Below are 19,331 nucleotides of genomic sequence, written 5' to 3' on the forward strand. Positions count from 1 at the left end.
GCTTGCGCATCGACCTCAACGCCGACCTGGGCGAGAGTTTCGGCAACTGGAGCCTCGGCGACGACACGGCACTGCTGTCCATCGTCACCAGCGCCAATGTGGCCTGCGGATTCCACGCCGGAGACCCCACGGTGCTGCGCCGGGCCTGCGCCCAGGCCGCCGAACGGGGCGTGGCCATCGGCGCCCAGGTCGGCTACCGCGACCTCGCCGGATTCGGCCGCCGGTTCATCGACATGGCCCCGGCCGAGTTGACCGACGACGTGCTGTACCAGATCGGTGCGCTGGAGGCGATGGCGCATGCGGCAGGCGAGCGCGTGCGCTACGTCAAACCCCACGGCGCCCTCTACAACGCCATCGTGCACCACGAAGACCAGGCCGCGGCCGTCGCCGAGGCGGTGGCGCTCTATGACCCCGGCCTGCCCGTGCTGGGCCTGCCCGGGTCGGTGTGGCTGCGCCGGGCCGAACAGGCCGGGCTGGGCACCGTTCCCGAGGCCTTCGCCGACCGCGCCTACACCCCCGAAGGGACCCTCGTCCCCCGGCGGGAGCCGGGCGCGGTGCTGCACGACGCCGACGAGATCGCCCGGCGCTGCCTGGCCGTGGTGCGCGGCGAACCCGTCGCCGCGATCGACGGGACGCCGGTGCGCATCGGCGCCGAATCGCTGTGCGTGCACGGCGACAGCCCCGGCGCCGTGGAGATCGCCCGTACGCTCGCCCGGCGGCTGCGCGCCGCCGGCGTCGACACGGCGCCCTTCACCGGGGCCCGGCGATGAGGGCCCGCGTGCGCGATGCGGTGGCCGGACCGGCGGGAACGGCCGGGCGGACCGGGCGCGCAGGAGAACCGGTCCCCGCAGCGCAGACGACGGAGGGAGCGGCGGCGTGCGGGTGCTGAGGTGCGCCGACTCCGGCGTCCTGGTGGAAGTCGCCGACCTCGGCGAGGTCATGGCGCTGCACGCCGCCCTGGCCGAGGACCCGCCCGAGGGGGTCGGCGACATCGTCCCCGCGGCCCGTACCGTGCTGCTGCGCATCGCCCCCGGCGGCGACCCCGACGCGGTGGCCGCCGCCGTCGGTCGGCTGCGTCCGCGGCCCGGCGGCCGCGCCGCAGCCGGCGAACTGGAGGTGCCCGTCCAGTACGACGGGCGCGACCTCGCCGGCATCGCCGAACTGACCGGACTCACCGAGCGCGAGGTGGTCCGCGCCCACACCGGCGCGGAATGGGCGGTGGCCTTCTGCGGATTCGCCCCCGGGTTCGGCTACCTCGTCGGCGACGACCCCCGGCTGCACGTGCCCCGCCGCGGGGAGGCGCGCACCCGCGTGCCCGCGGGGGCCGTGGCGCTCGCGGGGGAGTTCAGCGGGATCTACCCGCGCGCCTCGCCGGGCGGCTGGCAGCTGCTGGGCAGCACCGAGCTGGTGACCTGGGACCTGGACCGCGACCCGCCCGCACTGCTGCGCCCCGGAGTCCGGGTGCGCTTCACCGAGGAACCCCCCGCACCGCGCCGCGGTCCCGGCGGCGGGCGGCGCGCGCACCGCGAAGGAGGCACCCGAACCGATGCCGGCAGTTGAAGTGGTGCGCACCGGCGCGCTGACCACCGTGCAGGACGGCGGCCGCCGCGGGCACGCCGCGCTGGGCGTCGGCGGGTCCGGAGCCGCCGACGCCGCCTCCTACGCTCTGGCCAACCGGCTGCTCGCCAACCACGAAGGCGCCGCGGCGCTGGAGGTGACCATGGGCGGGCTCGTGCTGCGGGCGCGCGGAGCGGTCACCGCGGCCGTTACCGGCGCGACCTGCCCCGTCACCGTCGACGGCCGCGGCGCCGCTCCCGACACCGTCCTTCACCTGGCCGACGGCGCCCGGTTGCGCCTCGGCACCCCCACGAGCGGTCTGCGCAGCTACGTGGCGGTGCGGGGCGGGGTGGACGTGCCGCCGGTCCTGGACTCGCGCAGCACCGACACGCTGGCCGGCCTCGGACCGCCGCCGCCCGAGCCCGGCACGGTGCTGACGGTCGGTCCGCCGCCGCGCGCGATGCCGACCGCCGACTGGGTGCCCTCCCGCCCCCTCCCAGCGGGGGAGCTGAGCCTGCGGATCGTTCCCGGACCGCGCGACGACTGGTTCCGCGACGACGCGCTCGCGGTCCTGCTCGCCTCGGCCTACGAGGTCACCGACCGCAGCGACCGCATCGGAGCGCGCCTGTCCGGGCCGCCGCTGGCGCGGCGGTCCGGCGGCGAGCTGCCCAGCGAGGGGATGGTTCCCGGATCGCTCCAGGTCCCGCCCGAAGGGCGGCCGGTGCTGTTTCTGGCCGACCACCCCGTGACGGGCGGCTACCCCGTGATCGCGGTCGTCACCGCCGACGACGTCGCCCGCGCGGCCCAGGCCCGCCCGGGCACCGCGGTGCGGTTCCACCGGTGACGGTTGCCCGGAGCGCCCGCGGGTGCGGCCGTGCCCGGCGGAGAGCGAACCGGGAGCCCGTGCCAGCGCTCGTGCCCGCCCCCGCCGCCCGCAGCGCCGGATTCCCGCGGCCCTCTCCTTCCCCGGCGACCTGCGCAGGGGGACCGGACCGCCCCGGCCGGCCGGATACCCGAGGGGTCCTCTCAGGGCGCCAGCGTGTGGCGCCCGAGCTCGCGCACGCGCGGCCGCGGAGCCTCGCTGGGGGTCAACCGCTGCACCGCGCGCTTGGCCAGCGGCGAGTGCGACCACACCACGTCGGCGCTGCGGCCATCCAGCACCAGGGTCGCCAGGGCGTTGTCGTACCAGGGGCCGCCCTCCAGGCGCCAGCGCAGCCGGGGCCGGGCCACACCCGCGGCGCGCGCCATCAGGGATCCGACCAGACCGGTGACGGCGCGGGCGCTCAGCCACGTCAGACGGCGCAGGGCCGGCGGCATCCGGTTGCACATCGGTGAGCACACCAGCTGGGTGATGTCGGACGCGGCACCCCGCGCACCGTCGGCGGCGCGCGCCCGCGCGAGGTAGGAGAAGTGGACGTCGCCGCCGAGGAGCAGCACGCCGGCGGGAGGCGCGCCGCGCTCACCGCGGGCCACCCGCAGCAGGGAGTCGCCGACCGACCGGAACGACGCCTGGAACGCCGCCCAATGCTCCAGGTCGATCTCCTGGCGGAGCTTCTCGCCGGGGCCGCGCAGCGCCTGCCCCCACGCTCCGGCGCATACCGCCTCGTTCCAGGATTCGAGGTGGTGCACGCCCGGCGGCAGCAGGAAGGGCAGGGTGCTGGCCACCACGAGGTGGTCGACGTCGCCGGTGAGCTGCTCGTCCAGCCATGCGGCCTCGTCGGAGTCGAGGATGCGGCGCCGGGTGTCGTCGTCGACGACGCGGCCGCAGCGGGTGTCGACCATCAGCAGGCGGCTGCGGCCGATGTCGAAGCGGAAACTCCACCTGTAGCTCTGGGCGTCCCGGTGGGCGCGCCACGCGAACGCGTCGACGATCGCGGCGCCGTCGCCGCCCCCGGAAGGCGGGGCCGCACCGGACCCGCCCGGTGTTCCACCGGTCCCGTGTCCTCCCTCGCGCGCGGGCGCGACCCCGTGGGACGGCGGGTCCCGCTCCGGCTCGGGAGAAAGGGCGGAGGCCGTGCCGGCCCCGGTCCGGGCAACCTCGGCGAAGACGGGGTCGGCGGCCCGTTCGTCGGGGGAGAGGTTGCCCAGATGCTGATAGACCCAGTAGGCGCCCAGCCCGGAGGTGATGCGCGGACGCCACCACGGGTTGTGCGACATCTGCTCGCGCCAGGTGCCCGACGTGTTCCAGTCGTCGCGGATGTCGTGGTCGTCGAACAGCATCAGGGTGGGCACCGTCGACAGCAGCCACCGGATGTCGGGGTCCGACCAGGCCTGGCGGTACAGCTCGGCGTACTCGTCGAACGAGACGACTTCGTCGGGCGGCGGGGCGTGGCCGGCGGCCCGGCTGTCGGCCTGAGCCCGGCGGCGGGCGAGGAACTCCGTCATGCGCGGCTGCAGCTCGTCGGCGTAGACCTGGTCGCCGATGAGCAGCAGCAGCGACGGATCGGCTTCGTGCTCCGGTGCGGGGCCGCCCTCGCCGCCCCGGGCACGGCCGGAGCCGCCGGCGTCGGGCCCGCCGCGCGTCCCGGCCAGGCGCAGCGCGTAGGCGCGCAGCATGTCCACGCCGTACCGCAGCACGGCTGCGCGCGAATGGTCCGAGGGGGTGTGGCAGGAGCCGAAGAGGATCCGGCTCGGCGAGGACGCGTCGAGGGTGCGGATCAGGCTCGGCGGGTGCGGCGCGTCCGGTTGGGGCCAGACGGCCGCACCGTCGATGCGCACCTCGTAGGGCAGCGCCGTGCCGGGGGACAAGCCGCGCAGGTCGCACAGCGCGTAGTGGTGCCCGTGCACGGTGAACGTGCGGGAGCGCGCGGTGTGCCCGCCGGCGTCGACGGCGACCTCGCACGGCCGTTCGGTCTCGACCCAGACCGTCGCGGTCGTCTCCGTCACATGGCGCAGCAGCGGGCCCAGGCGCAGGCCGTTTCCCACCGGTTCCCCCTTGTTCGACGTCGTCCGCCGGTTCGCCGCGCGGAAGTGCCCCGCCCGGGACGGACTGTGCGTATTCGAGTATGGCGGCCGCGGCCGCAGGCGGCCACCGCCGATCCGGGGCCTGTGGAGGTTGGAGGGGGCCGCGGAGTGGGTACGCGTTGCGGCATGCGGACAAAACTTCTCGACCTGCGCACAGGCGGGGCCGAGAGCATCACCGATATCACCGGCATGTGCCGGGAGTTCGTCTCCGAGGACGGCGGCGACGGCCTGCTGAACGTGTTCGTGCCCCACGCGACGGCCGGTGTGGCGATCATGGAGCTGGGCGCGGGCTCCGACCGGGACCTGCTTGCACTGCTGGGGGACCTGGTGCCGAAAGACGACCGGTGGCGGCACCGGCACGGCAGCCCCGGCCACGGCCGCGACCACGTGCTTCCGGCCCTCGTCCCGCCGTACGCCACGGTACCGGTGGTCGGCGGCCGAATGGAGCTGGGAACATGGCAGTCCATCGCGCTGGTCGACACCAACATCGACAATCCGACCAGGCATGTCCGCCTCTCGTTCTTGACGGGTGCGGGATAGGGGCCAGGATGGGAAGAGCAGTACACCTCAGGGCGCAGGCGCGTTGACGGATCAGGTCCCCAGCGTGTGAACTTAGCCCTCAACAGCGGGGTCGCCCCGGTGATAAGGGGACCGCGCACGATCGACCCGCCGACAGGGCGGGATCGGCGCGAACAGTAGAACTTGTGGAGGAGGACTTTCGTGAGCGCGACCGCGGGCCAGGCACAAAGCGAACGTGGCCTGGCCGATCGACTCGGATTCAAACCGGGTCAGGTGGTGCAGGAATTCTTGTTCGACGATGACGTGGACGAGGAGCTGCGCGCCTCGATCGCCGAGCGCACCGGCGAGGAGCTGGTCGACGAGGATTACGACGGCGCCGTCGACTCCGCGCTGCTGTGGTGGCGGAGCGACGAGGAGGACGACCTCACCGATGTCCTGGTCGACGTCCTCAGCGCCGTCGAGGGCGGGGGCATCATCCTGGTGCTGACCCCCAAGCCCGGCCGGGACGGCCACGTCTCGCCGAGCGAGGTTTCCGAAGCGTCCTCCACGGCCGGACTTTCGCAGACCAGCGCCGTGAGCGCGGGCCCGAACTGGTCGGGCACCCTGCTCGTCGCGCCGAAGGTGCCGCGCTGAGCAGGTCCCGTCCCCGGCCGCGACGGCACAGGCGGCGCGGATTGCCCTAGGGTGGCCCGCAAGTGTGCCGTCCGCCGGCAGCGGCGGGCGGCACACGACCCGTGCCCGCACGCTGCACAAGGGGGCGCCGATGCCGATCGAGCCCGGCCAGACCGCACCGGACTTCGAACTGTCCGACCAGCACGGCCAGACCGTGCGCCTGGCCGATTTCGCCGGTCGCAGGAATGTCGTCCTGGTCTTCTACCCGCTGGCGTTCTCCGGGGTGTGCCGGGGCGAGCTCGTCGCGCTGCGCGAGGCCGCGCCCGATCTCGTCAACGACCGGGTCCAGCTTCTGACGGTTTCGGTCGACTCCATGTTCGCCCACCGCGTCTGGGCCGAGCAGGAGAGCCTGGAGTTCCCCCTGCTGTCGGACTTCTGGCCGCACGGCGGTGTCGCCCGGTCCTACGGGGTCTTCGACGACGCCCGGGGCGTGGCGGTGCGCGCGACCTTCGTCATCGACACCGGCGGCGCCGTCCGCTGGCGGGTCGTCAATCCGATCTCGGAGGCCCGTGACGTCGACGACTACCGCAAGGCCCTGTGCGAACTGGCCTGAATCACCGCCGGAGCGCCCCCACCACCGCGCGGAGCCGGTACGATTTCCCTGTCACCGGATCGGCACGACCACACATCCGGGCGTGTAGCTCAGTTGGTAGAGCCCCCGCCTTACAAGCGGGTGGTCGGAGGTTCGAGTCCTCTCGCGCCCACCGGATACACGGAACGCCCTCCGACCGCCCAGGTCGGGGGGCGTTTTTCGTCGCCGATGTGAGGCAGGATGGAGTGAGCGACAGCCCGGAACTGTTGGCTACACCGTGACCAGAGGATCAAACTATGGGTCGCACCCAAGCTCGCCACGCTCGCCATCTCAACCCTCCTCCCGGCCTCTCGGCGCACATCGAGTCCTTCGTCCTGTACCTGCGCTCCATCGGGCGCGGCCAGAAGACCGTCTCCATCTACCGTGAGGCTACCCAGTGGTTCGCCGCCGAATACCTGGCCACCGGCGGCCGGCCGCCCGTCGAGGACATCGCCCCCGAGTTCACCTTCGACGCCGTCGACGACTGGGAGCGCGTGCAGCGCAAGCACGTCCAAGGCTGGTGCGCGCACCTGTTCGAGCGCGGCTACTCCGACTCCTACGTATCGAACCAGTACCGGGCGCTGCAGGCGTTCTTCAAGTGGTTCGCCGAGGACGAGGAAGTGCCGAACCCGATGCTCGGCATGAAGCCGCCCAAGGTCGTCGACAAGCCCGTGCCGGTGCTCACCGAGGACGAGATGAGCGCGCTGTTCGCCACCGTCACGGGCAAGGACTTCCGCTCGCGCCGGGACATGGCCATCATGCTGATGCTGCGCGACACCGGCATCCGGCTGCAGGAGCTCGCCGGCCTCCAGATCGACGACGTCTCCGCACTGGAGCGCGAGGCCACCGTCACGGGCAAGGGGCGGCGCACCCGCACGGTGAAGTACTCCTATGAGGCCGCCCGCGCGCTGGACAAGTACTTGCGGGTGCGGGCCAAGCAGCCCAACGCGCAGCTTTCAGCGGTGTGGATCGGGCTGAAGGGCGCGGTGACACCTTCGGGCATCCAGCAGATCGTGCAGCGCCGCGCGGCCGAGGCAGGCCTGGGAACGCTGAACCCGCACAAGTTCAGGCACTACTTCTCGCACACGTGGCTCGACCGCGGGGGAGCTGAGGGTGACCTGATGGAGCTGAACGGCTGGAATAGCCCCATGATGCTTCGGCGCTACGGCCGCTCGGCGGCGGCCTCCCGCGCCCGCCGCGGCTATGACCGCATCATGGGCGAGGGGCAATAGAACTCCTTGTCCAAGTTGGGTAACGAGAAGTCGGCGCCGAAGTTGGACCGGCTGTAGAAAACCAGGCAGAAGAAGGCTCCTCTCCGGCAGGGAGAGGAGCCTTCTTTGCGTCGGGCCGGTCCGAAGTGTCAGGCCGTCTGCATGCCCGGCGAGGACTCCTCGCCGGGATTCAGATAGCCGGACACGGCCGCCAACTGGCCCTCGTTCAGTTGGAGGGCCAGCAGGGAGGAACGGATGTCCGCCCTTGTGGACCGGGAGTTAATCATGATCACCGAGTCGGTGGGATTCTCTCGGTGCATGATCGACGCTGCGGGTGCATCCTGCCGATTCCCTCCTACCGGCAGGATGCACACCAGGGGGATGGTGTCCCCGTCTTCTTCTACCACCGGCCCTCCTTCGAGCTGGTGTTCAGCGAGTTGCTGACGTCCCTTTATGGGTTGGAGGGGATCTTACACGTCAATGACCTCAATTTGGCCGGGCCCCGGGTGCGACGAGCGGGGTTATCAAGATCGTTCGGGCCCATCACCGCGCTGTCGCCGGAGATGTAGTTCGGCGACGTCGGCCAGATAGTCGATCAGGCTCTGCTGCTCCTCCGGGGTGAGGTCCTGAAGTTGCTCTTCGATCGGGGCATAGCTGATTTTCGCTGGCTCATCGTCGACCGTCCGGGTTCCTGTTATTAGCTGGGGCGCTCGTTCGGGGTCGCGACCCTCCATGACCCGGTCGACCGAGTAGGTCGCCCATCCGAGTCCGGCTTCCAATTTCCTGTAGGTGCGCGTCGCGACCTTCGTGCCCTTGCGGATCTTTATGAGTGTTTCGACGGTGAACCCTGCTTCGCGAGCCACGTCGACGTAGTCGAGCCCCATCTCATCGATGCGGCGTTCGACGGCGTGGGCCAAGCGGGTGCGTCCCTTGGGGTGCTCCATGGGGTGCTCGGGCATGGCGGGCATGCTAGCCAACTTTCGCGAACATAGTCCAACTTTCGCGCCGAAGTTCACGTGATCTTCACCGAGTCACGTTCCGCGTTTCCGCAGGTCAAAGCGCGATAGAGGCTAACTCTCTAGAAAGTTCGCCATGTTACTGATGGGTAGGACTACAAAACACTAGAAAGTTCGGTAGCCTCGGCGGCATGATCACTCAGACGATCGACGGAACGAAGTTCCGCCAGGTCCGCGAGAGCCGCGGCATCCCTGTCGCCGCCCTCGCCCGTGCCGTCGGCCGCTCGGCCAGCCTCATCTACAGCATCGAAGCCGGGCGAACTCAGCCCAGTGCCGAGGTGTTCCGCCTCTGCTGCCTGTTCCTTCAGGTCGACCCGGCATCGATCAGCACTCATCCCCGCGAGCCCATGGCGGCCGCATCGTGACCGAGCCCGCGGCGGACCACCCGCCCCGCGGCGACCTGTGGCACTGCGAATGCGGATCAGCCAACGAGCCCTGGCGCTCCCACTGCCGCAACTGCGGATGCCAGCGCATGACCGCGGCCCCCCAACCCCACCTTGTCCTGATCAGAGGAGGTGCCTAATGGCTGCCCAACACGCGGCGAACGGCCGCATCGGAGCCCTGGAGTCCTGGTCGCGCACCAGCGACCGCGCCGCTCGCACCAAGCGGGCCCGCGAGAACTCGCCGGCGTGCTTCGAGTACCACCTCGCGCGGGTGGACGCGGAGATCACCGACCACCAGGAGCGAGTGAAAGCCGCCGAGGCCGCCCACCGGGCGTACATGCTCCGGCTGGCTCAGGCGTCGGCGAAGTCCCGCAAGAAGAAGGCGGCCCGCGATGACGCGGCCTGAGCCCGCGCAGCGGCCCACACGGAAAACGCCCCCGCCTGGTGGCAGCCAGACGAGGGCCGTGTCCGCAGATCAGAGTCCCAACGAAAGGAATCCGCAGACGATGCACTCCCAGAGTAGCAACCCCGCCACAGCCGTAGAGGGATCGGCCTCGGCCTCACAGCCCGCTGTGCAGCCGCGCGTCATGACCTTGGAGAACCAGGTCAGCGACCTTCCGTACTGGCTGACCAGTCCCTGCCCGCACTGGTGCGGCGGCTTCCACCGCCCGCACGACACCATCCACGACGCGCTGCACCTCAGCGACTTCGACGTGACCCTGCAGCTGACCACGCAGGAGGCCGATCCCCACGTCAACCGCGACGAGCTGGGCATCGAACCGGTGCAGCTCGCGGCCAGCCTGCGCCAGCACCACCTCGAAGCGGCCCCGCGCGTCGCCCTGGTCGCCGACATCGACGGCAAGGAACGCGATCTGAAGCTGACGCTCGCAGAGGCGCGCGAACTCGCCGCCGGACTGACTCACCTGCTCTCCCTGGCCGAGGACGGAGGTGCCCGGTGAACCTCACCACATCTGCCGACTGGTTGCACCAGGACCTACCCGACGGCACACGCCAGTCCATCCTCGACTGCGGCACCGCACCGGGCCCCATCGGCGTCACGGCGATCTACGAACCGAGCTTCTGCGACCTCGCCTCGCCCGACGTCATGACGGTGACCACCCAGCACAGCGGCCGCATCCACTGCTACGCGCTGGTGTACGTCGACACCTTCGAGGTCGACCCCGTCCAGCTCCGCCAGCTCGCCGCCGAACACTTCCAGGTGCGGCCCACAGCTCCCCCGGGCTGATCCGTGCGCCGGGCCCGCCGTGCGCGGGTCCGGCCACTGGCCGGACTTCAACAACCAGGGGGAGAGAAATGCAGATCAACGCACGCGCCACGATGACCGTCGGCGCGACCAACGGGGCAATCACCGATCAGGCCGTCGCCGACGCCGCCATGCGCAGCGTCGCCGGCATGCCCAAAGGGGTGCCGCTCGACGTGCACGTCGTCGGCGACGTCCGCTTCATCAGCCCGTGCGCCTTCGGTGCCGTAGGGGACCTTCTGCTCCGCGCGCGTGAGATCACCGTCTACGCGCCCGGCAACGTCGTCTCCGACATCACCGCCGCCATCGGCCACGCCGTCGACGAGGAGAAACGCCGCCTCGAACGCTCTGCCCAGCCCGACCCGGTGCTGGCCGCCGAGTACGACGCCGTCGCCCGCAGCGAGCGCCGCGGGGGTGACCGTTGACCACCCTCGCCCCCGGCGACACCTCGACCCGCAGTCACGCCATGGCGTATCTCGCGCGCGAGTGGAAGGCGTTCGCGCTCTCCGCGTCGAAGAAGCCGCTGCGCAACTGCGACGCCTGCGATGTCGCCTGCACCACCCCAGAAGCCAAGGAGCGCTGCGACTGCCTGGCCTGCCACGGGTTCTACGCCGCGACGGCCGACGAGGACCGCGTCGACGCCATGTTCATGGTGGATCCCCGCCGTTGCCTCGCGGTCCGCACCGGGGCGCCCAGCGGGATCATGGTCGTCGACGTGGACGGGCCCGAAGGCGTCGCCACCATGCGCGAGCTGATCGCCGAAGGGATCCTGCCGCGCACGCTGAGCGCCCGTACCGGCTCCGGCGGATACCACCTCGTCTACCGGCACCCCGGCGGGCACGTCATGTCCGGCGCCGGGAAAGTCGGGCACAAGGTCGACAGCAAGTCCGACGGCGCCTACGTCGTAGCACCACCATCGGTGCACCCGCGCACCGGCGAGCGGTACCGGTGGATCGACTGGTCGGTCCCCCTCGCCACCCCGCCGCGCGCCCTCGTCGACGGGCTCCGTCCGCCCACGGTGCCTCCGCGGCCCGCCGTCGACCTCGGCCGGCTGCCCGGTCACCTCGCCCACGCCCGCATCAAAGGTCTGGTCACCAAGGTGCTGGAAGCCCCCGAAGGCAACGGCAACAACGTGCTCCATTGGAGCGCCTGCCGAGCGGGAGAGATGGTCGCCCGCGGCGAAGTCACCGAGGACCAGGCCCACGCCGCCCTGTTCGATGCCGCCACCAGCATCGGGATCAAACCCGGCGACGCCGGCCGCGACCCCCGCCCACGGCACCATCGGCAGCGGCCTGCGCAGGGGGCAGCAGTGACCGAAGCCCCGACTGACGACGGCCCGCCCTCAGCCGACGAGATCCTCCAATCCGCCGGCATCACCACCTCCGGCCCCGGGCTCACCGCCGTCGAACCCGACGCCGAGGACGGGCCCTCGCCGCTGCGCTTCACCGACGACTGGCTCGCTACCGTCCTCGTCTCCCAGTACGGCGACGTCGTGCGCTACTGCCCCAAGTTCGGGTACTGGCTCGCCTGGGACGGGCAGCGGTGGCGCGAGTGCGCCGACTCCGGACCGATCCGCCAGCTCGTGCGCACCATCGCCCGGAGCCTGCCCGAGGACGATAAGGACGCCGTGCGGGCGAAGAACCGCGCGTGCTCGCGCGGCGGCATCGACGCCGCTGTCGCCCTCGCCCAGGGCGACCCGAAGGTGGTGGTCGAGCCCGAGCAGCTCGACGCCCACCCCTGGGAGCTGAACACGCCCGGCGGCATCGTCGACCTGCGCACCGGCAAGCTCCTGCCCCACGACCCGGCCAAGCTCCACACCCGGATCGCCGCGGCCACGCCCGACGCGTGCGCCGACGCCTCCATGTGGACCCGGTTCCTGGAGGTGACCTTCCCTGGCGACGCCGAGCTGGTCTCCTACATGTGCCGCCTGGCCGGATACTCCGCCGTCGGTGAGGTCCGCGACCACGTGCTCCCGTTCTGCTACGGCGACGGCGGCAACGGTAAAGGAGTCTTCCTCGAAGCGCTCTACAAGATCCTGGGCGAATACGCGGGCAAGGCCAAGCGCGGGTTCCTATCGGTGCGCGCCCACGACCCCCACCCAGAGGAGATCGCGAACCTCGCCGGCCGCCGGTTCGTGCTCGTCTCCGAGACCAACGAGGCCGACAAGTTCGACGAGGGCAAGGTCAAGGAGCTGACCGGCGGCGACACCCTCACCGGGCGCCAGATGTACGGCAAGAGCTTCAGCTTCGAGCCCGCGCACACGCTGTGGCTGATGGGCAACCACCGGCCCAAGGTCGAGTCCGGCGGCCGCTCGTTCTGGCGCAGGGCGCGCGAGATCCCGTTCCTGCACAAGGTGCCGGAGGAGCAGCAGATCCCGGACCTGCAGAACCGGCTGGTGCGCGACCACGGCGACGCCCTCATGGCCTGGATCGTGCAAGGCGCTGTCGAGTACTACCAGGGCGGCCTGCAGACGCCGCAGTCGGTCATCGACGCCACCGCCGAATACCAGCGCGACCAGGACACCGTGAAGCGGTTCCTGGAGGAGTGCTGCCACGTCGGCGGCGGGAAGCTCGTGAAGGTCCTCAAGGACACGCTGCGCAGCGAATACGAGAAGTGGTGCCGCAGCGAGGGCCTGGAACCGGTGAACTCCATGTCGCTCGGCAAGGAGCTGCGCGGCCACGGCATCGACAGCGTCCGGTCCAACAGCAAGTCCTTCTACATCAACGTCGGTCTGGCCGCCACTGAGGAAGACGAGGGGGCCTCATGGGGCCGATGACAGGCGGGGTTACTCCCCGATCAGGCGGGGTTGGAGGCGGGGTTTCAGGCGGGGTTCTCGGCAGGATCACCGCAGGTCAGGACCCAATCAGGCGGGGTAGGCGGGGTGATTCCCGAAAACTCCGCGCGCATGAAGTCCCTTTCCTGGCAGAGACCCCCAGTGCGCCAGTGACCAAAACAATGTCGGATCCACCCCGCCTACCCCGCCTGTGCGACTGCCCAACTTGGAGGCTCACCAGCGAAAACACCACCAGGCGGGATTGAGTCCACCCCCGCCTGCCACCCCCGCCTGCCCCGACTGAAGACCGAAGGGATCACCGCATGCCCCTCCCGAACCGCGACCTGGCCGCAGCCGCCGTCGACACGGCCAACGCCAACGGCCGCGGGCTCCAGCGCCGGGCCGCCGGATGCGCCGCCGTCGTCCTCGGCTCCACCACGACCGTGGCCGGCGCCAAGAAGGCCCTCGCCCAGGCGCACCTCGGCGACGAGATCCGCGCCGCCGCCGAGCAGCTCATCGACCAGCTCGCCGAGAACACCGAGAAGGAGACCCACCCATGATCACCGCAACCGCGCTCGGCACCACCGGCGCCGCCCTCGGCCTGGCCTTCGTCGTCACCGTCAAGGTCCTCGTCGGCCGCTGGGCCGCCCGAGTCGAACGCGACATACAGGCCGCCATGTGGGGCGTGCGCACCGACGGTCGGCTCCGCCCTCGGTGCGAGCGGTGCCTGCACCCGACCGTCGCCCAGGTGGCCATCCCGCACACCGAGGGATGCCTGTTCCACGTGCCCGACACGCCCGCCGAGCTCGCCGAGGAGACCTGATGCCCGACCTCGCCACGGCACTGCCCGCCGCCGGCCGCATGCGGCTGGCCACCGCCGACGGCCACACCACCGACACCCGGCCCGTCATCGTCGAGCCCGACGGCCAGGTGCTCGGCGCCGGCTTCGACACCGAACCCGGCCGCACCTACACCCGCGCCCACATCGAAGGCGACCGCATCGAGGTCACGCTCATCCTCGACCCGCCCGAACGGATCGGCCGGACCCCGGCCTATGTGTTCATCACCCACGTCGAGGTCGACGTGCCCGAGCCGGTCGTCCGCGCGGATGGGCGCAACCAGGTGGACCTGGGCCCCTACCCGCTGCCGTGGACCTGGCGAATCTTCTGCCTGGTCGCGCTGACCGTCGCCCTCGGCGAGATCGCCCTGACCGTCGCAATCCTCACCGGAGCTGCCTGATGTCCACCACGACCGAACCCGCCCGCGCCCAGTGCCGCATGACCAACGCCAAGGGTGACCGCTGCACCGGCGAAGCCCTCGACCCCGATCCCAAGGCCATCCAGGTCTGCCAGCGCCACGCCGCCGAGGTCATGGCGTTGATCGCCGACCACCGCAAGCGCACCCGCACGTGACCGACCACGCGAAGGGCCGCCCTGTTCCTGCCAGGGCGGCCCGGCCCCACCCAACCACACGGAAGGCCGACCCCATGAACGACAAGTACTACAGCCTCATCGACGGCGAACCCATGATCTCCCTCGACGGCATGGCGCTGCTCATGGACCTGCCCGCCGACACCGTCCGCGCCAAGTGGCAGCGCCAGGGCGGCCCCGACGCAGGCTCGCTGAAGGTTCCCGAGCCGTGGGTCAAGCGCGGCCGGCGCGTCCGCAAGGAGGTCGCCGCCGCCTTGGGCTACGAGCCCTCCCTGAAGGAATCCATCGACTACCTGGCCGCCAAGGCCGCCCCGTAACCGCGGAAGGACGAACCGATGGACCAGAAGACCAAAGCGGCTCTCGCCGAGCAGATCAACCAGGCCCGCGCCGAGTTCGTGCAGGGCATCGCCGGTGTCCTCCACACGATCAAGGCCAGTCTGTGCGGCGCCGACGTCGACGGCCAGCCGTGCGTGCGCCCCGCCGGCCACGTCGGCCCCCACAACTACCGGTGGCCCGGAGGGCTGCCCGAGGAGGCGCCGTGACCCACCCGCTCGACCGCGACGGCGAATGGGAACTGCGCATGTCGATCTACCGCAACGGCCGCCGCGTCGGCTTCTGCGACGTGCGCGCCAGCTCCTATGACGCCCTGGTCTACGACGCCGAGTCCGTGCTGTCGCGGGACGACGAGATCACGTTCACCGGGCGGGACGCCCGCTACACCGGCACCGCCCGCACCACCACCGAGGAGACCCCCGTTGATTGACCAGATGACCCGCATGTTCGCCAACGACACCCGCGACCACGAGATGACCATCCTCCACGAGCACGGGGTGTATCGGCACGTGCGGTTCGCCCGCCCCGACACATCCCTGTACCGGTTCGACCTGATCACCTGGCCCCACCACCTGGCCGTGTCCGGCGACCTGGACGGGATCACGTTCCACGCCTCCCCGGAGGACATGTTCACCCTGTTCCGGTCCTCCAACGGGTCCGGCCCGAACTACGACTACTGGGCAGAGAAGGCCGGACGCCACCAGGTGCGGGAGTGGTCCGAGGACCGGTTCCGCCAGCAGCTGTTCGAGCACGTGTCCGAGGACATCCGGTGCGGGTTCGCGCCCCGCGGGATCGGACGCGCGGTCCGCCGAGTCATCACCGACGACTGGACCGTGGCCCTCGACAACCCCCACTCCGCCATGGGCGCCCTCAACGACTTCTGCCACCGGGGCTACGAAATCACCGGGTGGGAGGAATGGGACTGCTCCGACTACACCCCGAACTTCGTCCGGGCCTGCCTCGCGGTGGACACCGGCATCCGCATGTACGACCACGCCCACCAGCCGGCCGCCGCCTGAGAGGAGCCCCCAGTGCCCACACTCGCCAGCAAAGGATTGCCCGAGCTTCACCCCGACGCCGCCGCGCTCACCGCGATCCGAACCATCGGCGACGACCAGGTGCGCGCCTACACCATCGCCGAGCCCACCCAAGGATGGCGCCAGATCAACCAGTTGCTCCGCCAGGCCGCCGCGTGCGGGCTCGTCCGCCCCGCCACCGAGCGCATGCGGGACGCCTACGCGGTGCTGGACGTGCTGAACGGCGACGACGACATCGTCCAGGACTACGCCATCCCCACCGCCGCGGCGTGGCGGTGGTGGTACCGCAAGCTCCACCTGCGCATCGCCGCCTGACCCGCCCGCGCGCCGGGCGGCTACCCGCCGCCCGGCACCACCCCAGAAAGGACGATCGCATGCCCACCCGCCACCCCTTCGCCGCCATCGCCGGCCTGTTCCGCGAGATGCGCCACGCCAGCAACCGAGGCCGCCTCGCCGGCGACCTTGCCCGCGTGACGCTGACCCCCGCTAGCGCCCCGCCCGTCGTCGTGCCTATCCGGCTCGCCGTCGGCCGCGGCGCCACCTACGAGGTCGCTGCTGCCTACGTGCCCGCGGGCGCCGGATCCCGTGAGGTCCGCGCCACGATCGCCGATGCGCTGAGCACCCTGGCCGCCGAGCTGAACGCTTCCGCCTTCGCCGACACCGAGACAACTGCGGACGCGCCGTGCATCCACTGCCCCGACGGCCACACCCCGCCCACCGGTGGCACCGAACCGTGGCACGCCTACGTCAGTCCCGCCCGCGACGGCGACGGCCAGCCCACCCAGATCATCGTCATGCGTTCCGCCGGCGCCCACGTCGCCGAGTCCGACGCCGAATGGGTCCGCGGCCTGCTGCGCGCGGGAGGTGCCCGGTGACCGTGGTCGATCTCGCCCGCCACCTCGCAGCACGGACCACCCACTGATCCCCGCCGGGGGTACATGCTGCCGTGTACCCCCGGCGCCCCGTTCACCATCAGCACGACCACCCGGGGGACCTCATGACATGCGACGCCGTCCACACCGCCGACCGGGCCGACCGCATCACCGGAACCGTCGCCGACCTCACCTGGATCGCAGAGTCCTGGCCCGACCTCCACCAGATGCGCCTGCCCGGAACCCGGCGACGCCGCACCCGGCGCCCCCTCAGCCGCACCGCCCGCCGGCGCGCCGACGAGCTCGCCCGCACCGAACGCCAGGAGCAGCCCCTGGCCGTCCTCGGCGCGAGCCGGGCGCCGATGCACGTCGCCGTCCTCGACGACCTCGCCCAGGTGCTGGCCGAGGCCACCGAGACGGCCGCCGGCATCAACGCGGCCACGGGCATCGTCGAGCCCGACCCGCCCAGCACCGCCTACGACTTCGAGGCCCTGGACCGCCTGCTCGCCTACGCCGCCGCGCACCTGGCCGCGGCCGCCGACGCCGACCCCGGCGTCCTCGACGACGCCCAGGCCGCCGCGGCGCGCATGCGGCGCACCTTGGAGCGGTCGCTGTCGGAGATCGTCGACGGCCAGGTGCTGTCCACCGTGTGCGCCTGGTGCCACGGGCGCACGGCCGAAGCGCCCGTCGGCGGGGAGCGCACGCTGGTGGTGCGCCTGGTCGCCGGGAACCCGCTGATCGTGTGCGAGTCCGACGCGTGCGAGCCGCCGCCGGCCGACTGCGGCACGTGGCTCTTCGGCAAGCCCGCCTGGCCTGACGCCGAGTGGGAGTGGCTGGCGAAGCGGCTCGGGGCGTGAGGTTTGCGCTGATGATCACCGCTGGTTAGAGTTATCCACAGGTGCAGCCGAGACGGTGTTCTCGTCATGCCCAGAAACAGACTCAGGCCCGGTTCGAGCCCCGCTCGCCGGGCCTTTGTCGTGTCCGGACACGACCGCTGCACTCGGACACTCCCCTCAATCGAGGAGCGGACGATGCCCACCCTCCACCAGTCCGACCTCGCCACCGTCGTCCGCGCCGATGCCACCGACCCCCACATCATCGACGCCGCACCCGTCGCCGACCTCCTCGCCACCGACCCGCCCTACGGCGTCCGCTGGCAGTCCGGTCACCGCGCCCAAGCGTGGCCCGAGCTCCTCGGCGACGACGGCACGCTCGACGTCCCCGCCGTGCTCGCTGCCTGGACTCGGCGCCGACTCCGCGAAAAGCGCCACGTCTACGTGTTCGGCTACCGCCCCGACCAGCTCGCTGGCCCCCTACGCCTCGGCGGCACCGTAGAACTCATCTGGGACAAGCGCCACGTCGGCCTCGGCAACCTGTCATTGCCGTGGGGCCCCGAGCACGAGGTGTTCACGTTCGGCGTCTACTGCCCGTCGAAGGTGGGCCGGGCGCAAGGCGGCGGTCGCCTGGCCGCCCGCCTACGCCAGGGCAGCGTCATCACCACGCCCCGCAAGAGCAGCACCCGACACCCCACCGAGAAACCCATCGCCCTCATGGTCCAGCTCGTCGAGTCCAGCACCACCCGTGGCGAGCTGGTGCTCGACCCCTTCGCCGGGTCCGGCTCGACCGGCGTCGCCGCGATCCTCGCCGGCCGCCGCGCCTACCTCGTCGAGGCCGAGGAGACCTACGCCCGCACCGCCGTCGAGCGCATCCAGCGGGCCGAGGCCATCGCCCGCCAGATCGCAGCCGCGTAAGACACCCCACCGTCCCGGCCTGGCTCCGCAGAGGGGGAGCTGCGTCGAGCTGGCCGGGGCCCTACAGGCCCAGCGCGGTGCTGGGAGGCGTGCGGGCGCCGGCCGCCCTGGGCGTGGAAACCCCGGGGCGGCCACGCCGCACCACCGCACACCACGATCCGACACATCACCAGGGAGCCCGCCATGCCGCGCGTCGACATCCCCGTCACCACCATCACCCGCGACGGCGTCGCCGGCGCCGCCGAGGTCACCGGCGACCCCGCCAACGGCCACGCCGTCGCCAACACGTCCGGGCGCACCGTCCTCGTCGTGTCGAACAGCTCCGTCGACACCGCCCAGGACGTCACCCTCGTCACCCAGGCCACCGTCGACGGCCAGGACGTCGCCGACCGCACCGTCTCGGTGCCCTTCGGTGAGACCCGCTACATCGGCGGCCTGCCCGAAGGCGTCTACGGCCGCGAGATCCACATCGACATCACCAGCGCCGATCTGTCGTTCCAGGCGTTCACCTTCCCCCGCTGAGCCCGCTCAGCCAACCTGCGCACGAGGAGAGCCGATCATGGCTGAGCTGGAGACCACGACCACGCACACGGTCACCCTCACCGCTGAGGAGCTGGAGGCGCTGCGCACCGGCATGTCCGTCGCCGTGTCCGCCACCGTCCGCGAGCCCAGCAAGCACAAGCACCGCCCCCTCTGGCAGCGCCTGGCCCACGTCGGCAAGGCCACCCGCGAGCAGGCCCCCGCCGAGGGTGAGCGGCGCCTGCCCGTCTGGGGCGCCCCCACCACCGCCCGCAACACCACGGGGGAGGCGGAGCGGGTCGACCCCGGGGACGCCCCCGCCGAGGGGTGATGCCCCATGCCCTACGCCGCCCCCACCCGGTGCGGGTACCGGGACACCGCCGGCCACCCCTGCCCGGAGGTAGCCACCGAGAGGGGGAGGTGCGCCGATCACCAGCGCCCCCCGTGGCAACGCCGCTCGAA

The 19,331-nt window shown here is 71.6% G+C and carries 30 protein-coding genes and 1 tRNA gene; 28 read left to right on the forward strand and 3 right to left on the reverse strand.

Annotated features, from left to right (window positions below; all coding sequences use genetic code 11):
* The first annotated feature begins 2 nt into the window (after nucleotides 1–2).
* From HNR25_RS22730 to HNR25_RS22740, 3 genes are all read left to right on the forward strand, one after another.
* Nucleotides 3–770 carry a LamB/YcsF family protein gene (locus HNR25_RS22730; protein WP_184638539.1) on the forward strand — a complete coding sequence of 256 codons (768 nt, stop codon included), beginning with the start codon at nucleotides 3–5 and terminating at the stop codon, nucleotides 768–770.
* 106 nt (nucleotides 771–876) lie between these two features.
* Nucleotides 877–1,560, forward strand: coding sequence for a 5-oxoprolinase subunit B family protein (locus tag HNR25_RS22735; RefSeq protein WP_184638542.1), 684 nt, complete (start codon nucleotides 877–879; stop codon nucleotides 1,558–1,560).
* Nucleotides 1,547–2,401 (forward strand): 5-oxoprolinase subunit C family protein, encoded by an 855-nt coding sequence (locus tag HNR25_RS22740; protein WP_184638544.1) that lies wholly within the window; start codon nucleotides 1,547–1,549, stop codon nucleotides 2,399–2,401. The genes HNR25_RS22735 and HNR25_RS22740 overlap by 14 nt, the downstream gene beginning before the upstream one ends.
* A gap of 182 nt (nucleotides 2,402–2,583) precedes the next feature.
* Here the strand turns inward: HNR25_RS22740 and HNR25_RS22745 are convergent, their stop codons facing one another.
* Nucleotides 2,584–4,482 carry a DUF7800 domain-containing protein gene (locus tag HNR25_RS22745; RefSeq protein ID WP_184638546.1) on the reverse strand — a complete coding sequence of 633 codons (1,899 nt, stop codon included), beginning with the start codon at nucleotides 4,480–4,482 and terminating at the stop codon, nucleotides 2,584–2,586.
* Nucleotides 4,483–4,647: 165 nt separating this feature from the next.
* On the opposite strand from HNR25_RS22745, the gene HNR25_RS22750 reads away from it, so the two are divergent.
* The 5 genes from HNR25_RS22750 to HNR25_RS22770 all read left to right on the forward strand — a co-directional run bounded on the left by HNR25_RS22750 (nucleotide 4,648) and on the right by HNR25_RS22770 (nucleotide 7,515).
* Entirely contained in the window at nucleotides 4,648–5,061 is a 414-nt protein-coding gene (locus HNR25_RS22750; protein WP_184638548.1) for a secondary thiamine-phosphate synthase enzyme YjbQ, read from the forward strand.
* Nucleotides 5,062–5,241: 180 nt separating this feature from the next.
* Nucleotides 5,242–5,673 carry a DUF3052 domain-containing protein gene (locus HNR25_RS22755; protein ID WP_184638550.1) on the forward strand — a complete coding sequence of 144 codons (432 nt, stop codon included), beginning with the start codon at nucleotides 5,242–5,244 and terminating at the stop codon, nucleotides 5,671–5,673.
* A gap of 130 nt (nucleotides 5,674–5,803) precedes the next feature.
* Nucleotides 5,804–6,265, forward strand: coding sequence for a peroxiredoxin (locus HNR25_RS22760; protein WP_184638551.1), 462 nt, complete (start codon nucleotides 5,804–5,806; stop codon nucleotides 6,263–6,265).
* 78 nt (nucleotides 6,266–6,343) lie between these two features.
* A tRNA-Val gene (locus HNR25_RS22765) sits at nucleotides 6,344–6,416 on the forward strand.
* Nucleotides 6,417–6,540: 124 nt separating this feature from the next.
* The gene (locus HNR25_RS22770; protein WP_221457787.1) at nucleotides 6,541–7,515 is read left to right on the forward strand and encodes a tyrosine-type recombinase/integrase; all 975 of its coding nucleotides are present in this window, start codon (nucleotides 6,541–6,543) and stop codon (nucleotides 7,513–7,515) included.
* A 128-nt stretch (nucleotides 7,516–7,643) separates the two neighbouring features.
* Here HNR25_RS22770 and HNR25_RS22775 read toward each other — a convergent pair whose 3' ends face one another.
* Nucleotides 7,644–7,814, reverse strand: a complete 171-nt coding sequence (locus tag HNR25_RS22775; RefSeq protein WP_184638553.1) for a hypothetical protein — start codon at nucleotides 7,812–7,814, stop codon at nucleotides 7,644–7,646.
* A 204-nt stretch (nucleotides 7,815–8,018) separates the two neighbouring features.
* Nucleotides 8,019–8,453, reverse strand: coding sequence for a hypothetical protein (locus HNR25_RS22780; RefSeq protein ID WP_184638555.1), 435 nt, complete (start codon nucleotides 8,451–8,453; stop codon nucleotides 8,019–8,021).
* A 188-nt stretch (nucleotides 8,454–8,641) separates the two neighbouring features.
* Between HNR25_RS22780 and HNR25_RS22785 the strand changes: the two genes are divergently transcribed.
* The 20 genes from HNR25_RS22785 (at nucleotide 8,642) to HNR25_RS22880 (ending at nucleotide 19,200) form a co-directional block, all read left to right on the forward strand.
* Entirely contained in the window at nucleotides 8,642–8,875 is a 234-nt protein-coding gene (locus HNR25_RS22785; RefSeq protein ID WP_184638557.1) for a helix-turn-helix domain-containing protein, read from the forward strand.
* A gap of 157 nt (nucleotides 8,876–9,032) precedes the next feature.
* Nucleotides 9,033–9,299, forward strand: coding sequence for a hypothetical protein (locus tag HNR25_RS22790; RefSeq protein WP_184638559.1), 267 nt, complete (start codon nucleotides 9,033–9,035; stop codon nucleotides 9,297–9,299).
* Between the two features lie 100 nt (nucleotides 9,300–9,399).
* Nucleotides 9,400–9,852 (forward strand): DUF6907 domain-containing protein, encoded by a 453-nt coding sequence (locus HNR25_RS22795; protein WP_184638561.1) that lies wholly within the window; start codon nucleotides 9,400–9,402, stop codon nucleotides 9,850–9,852.
* Nucleotides 9,849–10,139, forward strand: coding sequence for a hypothetical protein (locus HNR25_RS22800; RefSeq protein ID WP_184638563.1), 291 nt, complete (start codon nucleotides 9,849–9,851; stop codon nucleotides 10,137–10,139). The genes HNR25_RS22795 and HNR25_RS22800 overlap by 4 nt, the downstream gene beginning before the upstream one ends.
* 68 nt (nucleotides 10,140–10,207) lie before the next feature.
* Nucleotides 10,208–10,579: a hypothetical protein gene (locus HNR25_RS22805; protein ID WP_184638565.1), complete on the forward strand. Its 372-nt coding sequence runs from the start codon at nucleotides 10,208–10,210 to the stop codon at nucleotides 10,577–10,579.
* A complete protein-coding gene (locus tag HNR25_RS22810) occupies nucleotides 10,576–12,930 on the forward strand; it encodes a phage/plasmid primase, P4 family (RefSeq protein WP_184638567.1) in 2,355 nt (784 codons plus the stop codon). Before HNR25_RS22805 ends, HNR25_RS22810 begins: the two co-directional genes overlap by 4 nt.
* A 320-nt stretch (nucleotides 12,931–13,250) precedes the next feature.
* Complete coding sequence (locus HNR25_RS22815; RefSeq protein ID WP_184638569.1) at nucleotides 13,251–13,487, forward strand: hypothetical protein; 237 nt, start codon at nucleotides 13,251–13,253, stop codon at nucleotides 13,485–13,487.
* Complete coding sequence (locus tag HNR25_RS22820) at nucleotides 13,484–13,750, forward strand: hypothetical protein (RefSeq protein WP_184638571.1); 267 nt, start codon at nucleotides 13,484–13,486, stop codon at nucleotides 13,748–13,750. Before HNR25_RS22815 ends, HNR25_RS22820 begins: the two co-directional genes overlap by 4 nt.
* Nucleotides 13,750–14,166 carry a hypothetical protein gene (locus HNR25_RS22825; RefSeq protein WP_184638573.1) on the forward strand — a complete coding sequence of 139 codons (417 nt, stop codon included), beginning with the start codon at nucleotides 13,750–13,752 and terminating at the stop codon, nucleotides 14,164–14,166. Before HNR25_RS22820 ends, HNR25_RS22825 begins: the two co-directional genes overlap by 1 nt.
* Nucleotides 14,166–14,339, forward strand: coding sequence for a hypothetical protein (locus tag HNR25_RS22830; RefSeq protein ID WP_184638575.1), 174 nt, complete (start codon nucleotides 14,166–14,168; stop codon nucleotides 14,337–14,339). The genes HNR25_RS22825 and HNR25_RS22830 overlap by 1 nt, the downstream gene beginning before the upstream one ends.
* Nucleotides 14,340–14,413: 74 nt before the next feature.
* Entirely contained in the window at nucleotides 14,414–14,674 is a 261-nt protein-coding gene (locus tag HNR25_RS22835; RefSeq protein ID WP_184638577.1) for a hypothetical protein, read from the forward strand.
* Between the two features lie 18 nt (nucleotides 14,675–14,692).
* A complete protein-coding gene (locus HNR25_RS22840; RefSeq protein WP_184638579.1) occupies nucleotides 14,693–14,899 on the forward strand; it encodes a hypothetical protein in 207 nt (68 codons plus the stop codon).
* Nucleotides 14,896–15,120, forward strand: coding sequence for a hypothetical protein (locus HNR25_RS22845; RefSeq protein ID WP_184638581.1), 225 nt, complete (start codon nucleotides 14,896–14,898; stop codon nucleotides 15,118–15,120). The genes HNR25_RS22840 and HNR25_RS22845 overlap by 4 nt, the downstream gene beginning before the upstream one ends.
* Complete coding sequence (locus HNR25_RS22850; RefSeq protein WP_184638583.1) at nucleotides 15,113–15,709, forward strand: hypothetical protein; 597 nt, start codon at nucleotides 15,113–15,115, stop codon at nucleotides 15,707–15,709. The genes HNR25_RS22845 and HNR25_RS22850 overlap by 8 nt, the downstream gene beginning before the upstream one ends.
* Before the next feature lie 12 nt (nucleotides 15,710–15,721).
* Complete coding sequence (locus HNR25_RS22855) at nucleotides 15,722–16,042, forward strand: hypothetical protein (RefSeq protein WP_184638585.1); 321 nt, start codon at nucleotides 15,722–15,724, stop codon at nucleotides 16,040–16,042.
* A gap of 59 nt (nucleotides 16,043–16,101) precedes the next feature.
* A complete protein-coding gene (locus HNR25_RS22860; RefSeq protein WP_184638587.1) occupies nucleotides 16,102–16,602 on the forward strand; it encodes a hypothetical protein in 501 nt (166 codons plus the stop codon).
* A 122-nt stretch (nucleotides 16,603–16,724) separates the two neighbouring features.
* Nucleotides 16,725–17,456, forward strand: coding sequence for a hypothetical protein (locus HNR25_RS22865; protein WP_184638589.1), 732 nt, complete (start codon nucleotides 16,725–16,727; stop codon nucleotides 17,454–17,456).
* A gap of 174 nt (nucleotides 17,457–17,630) precedes the next feature.
* Nucleotides 17,631–18,350, forward strand: a complete 720-nt coding sequence (locus tag HNR25_RS26675) for a DNA-methyltransferase (RefSeq protein WP_184638591.1) — start codon at nucleotides 17,631–17,633, stop codon at nucleotides 18,348–18,350.
* A gap of 183 nt (nucleotides 18,351–18,533) precedes the next feature.
* Nucleotides 18,534–18,872, forward strand: coding sequence for a hypothetical protein (locus tag HNR25_RS22875; RefSeq protein ID WP_184638593.1), 339 nt, complete (start codon nucleotides 18,534–18,536; stop codon nucleotides 18,870–18,872).
* Between the two features lie 37 nt (nucleotides 18,873–18,909).
* A complete protein-coding gene (locus HNR25_RS22880) occupies nucleotides 18,910–19,200 on the forward strand; it encodes a hypothetical protein (protein WP_184638596.1) in 291 nt (96 codons plus the stop codon).
* The last annotated feature ends 131 nt before the right edge of the window (nucleotides 19,201–19,331 follow it).

Source organism: Streptomonospora salina, assembly GCF_014204715.1.
GTDB classification, from domain to species: domain Bacteria; phylum Actinomycetota; class Actinomycetes; order Streptosporangiales; family Streptosporangiaceae; genus Streptomonospora; species Streptomonospora salina.

Excerpts from the sequence above, each read along its gene's own strand:
- HNR25_RS22740 (WP_184638544.1), top strand. The coding sequence starts at position 1,547 with ATGCCGGCAGTTGAAGTGGTGCGCACCGGCGCGCTGACCACCGTGCAG.
- HNR25_RS22750 (WP_184638548.1), top strand. The coding sequence starts at position 4,648 with ATGCGGACAAAACTTCTCGACCTGCGCACAGGCGGGGCCGAGAGCATC.
- HNR25_RS22760 (WP_184638551.1), top strand. The coding sequence starts at position 5,804 with ATGCCGATCGAGCCCGGCCAGACCGCACCGGACTTCGAACTGTCCGAC.
- HNR25_RS22770 (WP_221457787.1), top strand. The coding sequence starts at position 6,541 with ATGGGTCGCACCCAAGCTCGCCACGCTCGCCATCTCAACCCTCCTCCC.
- HNR25_RS22775 (WP_184638553.1), bottom strand. The coding sequence starts at position 7,814 with ATGCACCGAGAGAATCCCACCGACTCGGTGATCATGATTAACTCCCGG.
- HNR25_RS22780 (WP_184638555.1), bottom strand. The coding sequence starts at position 8,453 with ATGCCCGAGCACCCCATGGAGCACCCCAAGGGACGCACCCGCTTGGCC.
- HNR25_RS22785 (WP_184638557.1), top strand. The coding sequence starts at position 8,642 with ATGATCACTCAGACGATCGACGGAACGAAGTTCCGCCAGGTCCGCGAG.
- HNR25_RS22790 (WP_184638559.1), top strand. The coding sequence starts at position 9,033 with ATGGCTGCCCAACACGCGGCGAACGGCCGCATCGGAGCCCTGGAGTCC.
- HNR25_RS22795 (WP_184638561.1), top strand. The coding sequence starts at position 9,400 with ATGCACTCCCAGAGTAGCAACCCCGCCACAGCCGTAGAGGGATCGGCC.
- HNR25_RS22805 (WP_184638565.1), top strand. The coding sequence starts at position 10,208 with ATGCAGATCAACGCACGCGCCACGATGACCGTCGGCGCGACCAACGGG.
- HNR25_RS22815 (WP_184638569.1), top strand. The coding sequence starts at position 13,251 with ATGCCCCTCCCGAACCGCGACCTGGCCGCAGCCGCCGTCGACACGGCC.
- HNR25_RS22820 (WP_184638571.1), top strand. The coding sequence starts at position 13,484 with ATGATCACCGCAACCGCGCTCGGCACCACCGGCGCCGCCCTCGGCCTG.
- HNR25_RS22825 (WP_184638573.1), top strand. The coding sequence starts at position 13,750 with ATGCCCGACCTCGCCACGGCACTGCCCGCCGCCGGCCGCATGCGGCTG.
- HNR25_RS22830 (WP_184638575.1), top strand. The coding sequence starts at position 14,166 with ATGTCCACCACGACCGAACCCGCCCGCGCCCAGTGCCGCATGACCAAC.
- HNR25_RS22835 (WP_184638577.1), top strand. The coding sequence starts at position 14,414 with ATGAACGACAAGTACTACAGCCTCATCGACGGCGAACCCATGATCTCC.
- HNR25_RS22840 (WP_184638579.1), top strand. The coding sequence starts at position 14,693 with ATGGACCAGAAGACCAAAGCGGCTCTCGCCGAGCAGATCAACCAGGCC.
- HNR25_RS22860 (WP_184638587.1), top strand. The coding sequence starts at position 16,102 with ATGCCCACCCGCCACCCCTTCGCCGCCATCGCCGGCCTGTTCCGCGAG.
- HNR25_RS22865 (WP_184638589.1), top strand. The coding sequence starts at position 16,725 with ATGACATGCGACGCCGTCCACACCGCCGACCGGGCCGACCGCATCACC.
- HNR25_RS26675 (WP_184638591.1), top strand. The coding sequence starts at position 17,631 with ATGCCCACCCTCCACCAGTCCGACCTCGCCACCGTCGTCCGCGCCGAT.
- HNR25_RS22875 (WP_184638593.1), top strand. The coding sequence starts at position 18,534 with ATGCCGCGCGTCGACATCCCCGTCACCACCATCACCCGCGACGGCGTC.
- HNR25_RS22880 (WP_184638596.1), top strand. The coding sequence starts at position 18,910 with ATGGCTGAGCTGGAGACCACGACCACGCACACGGTCACCCTCACCGCT.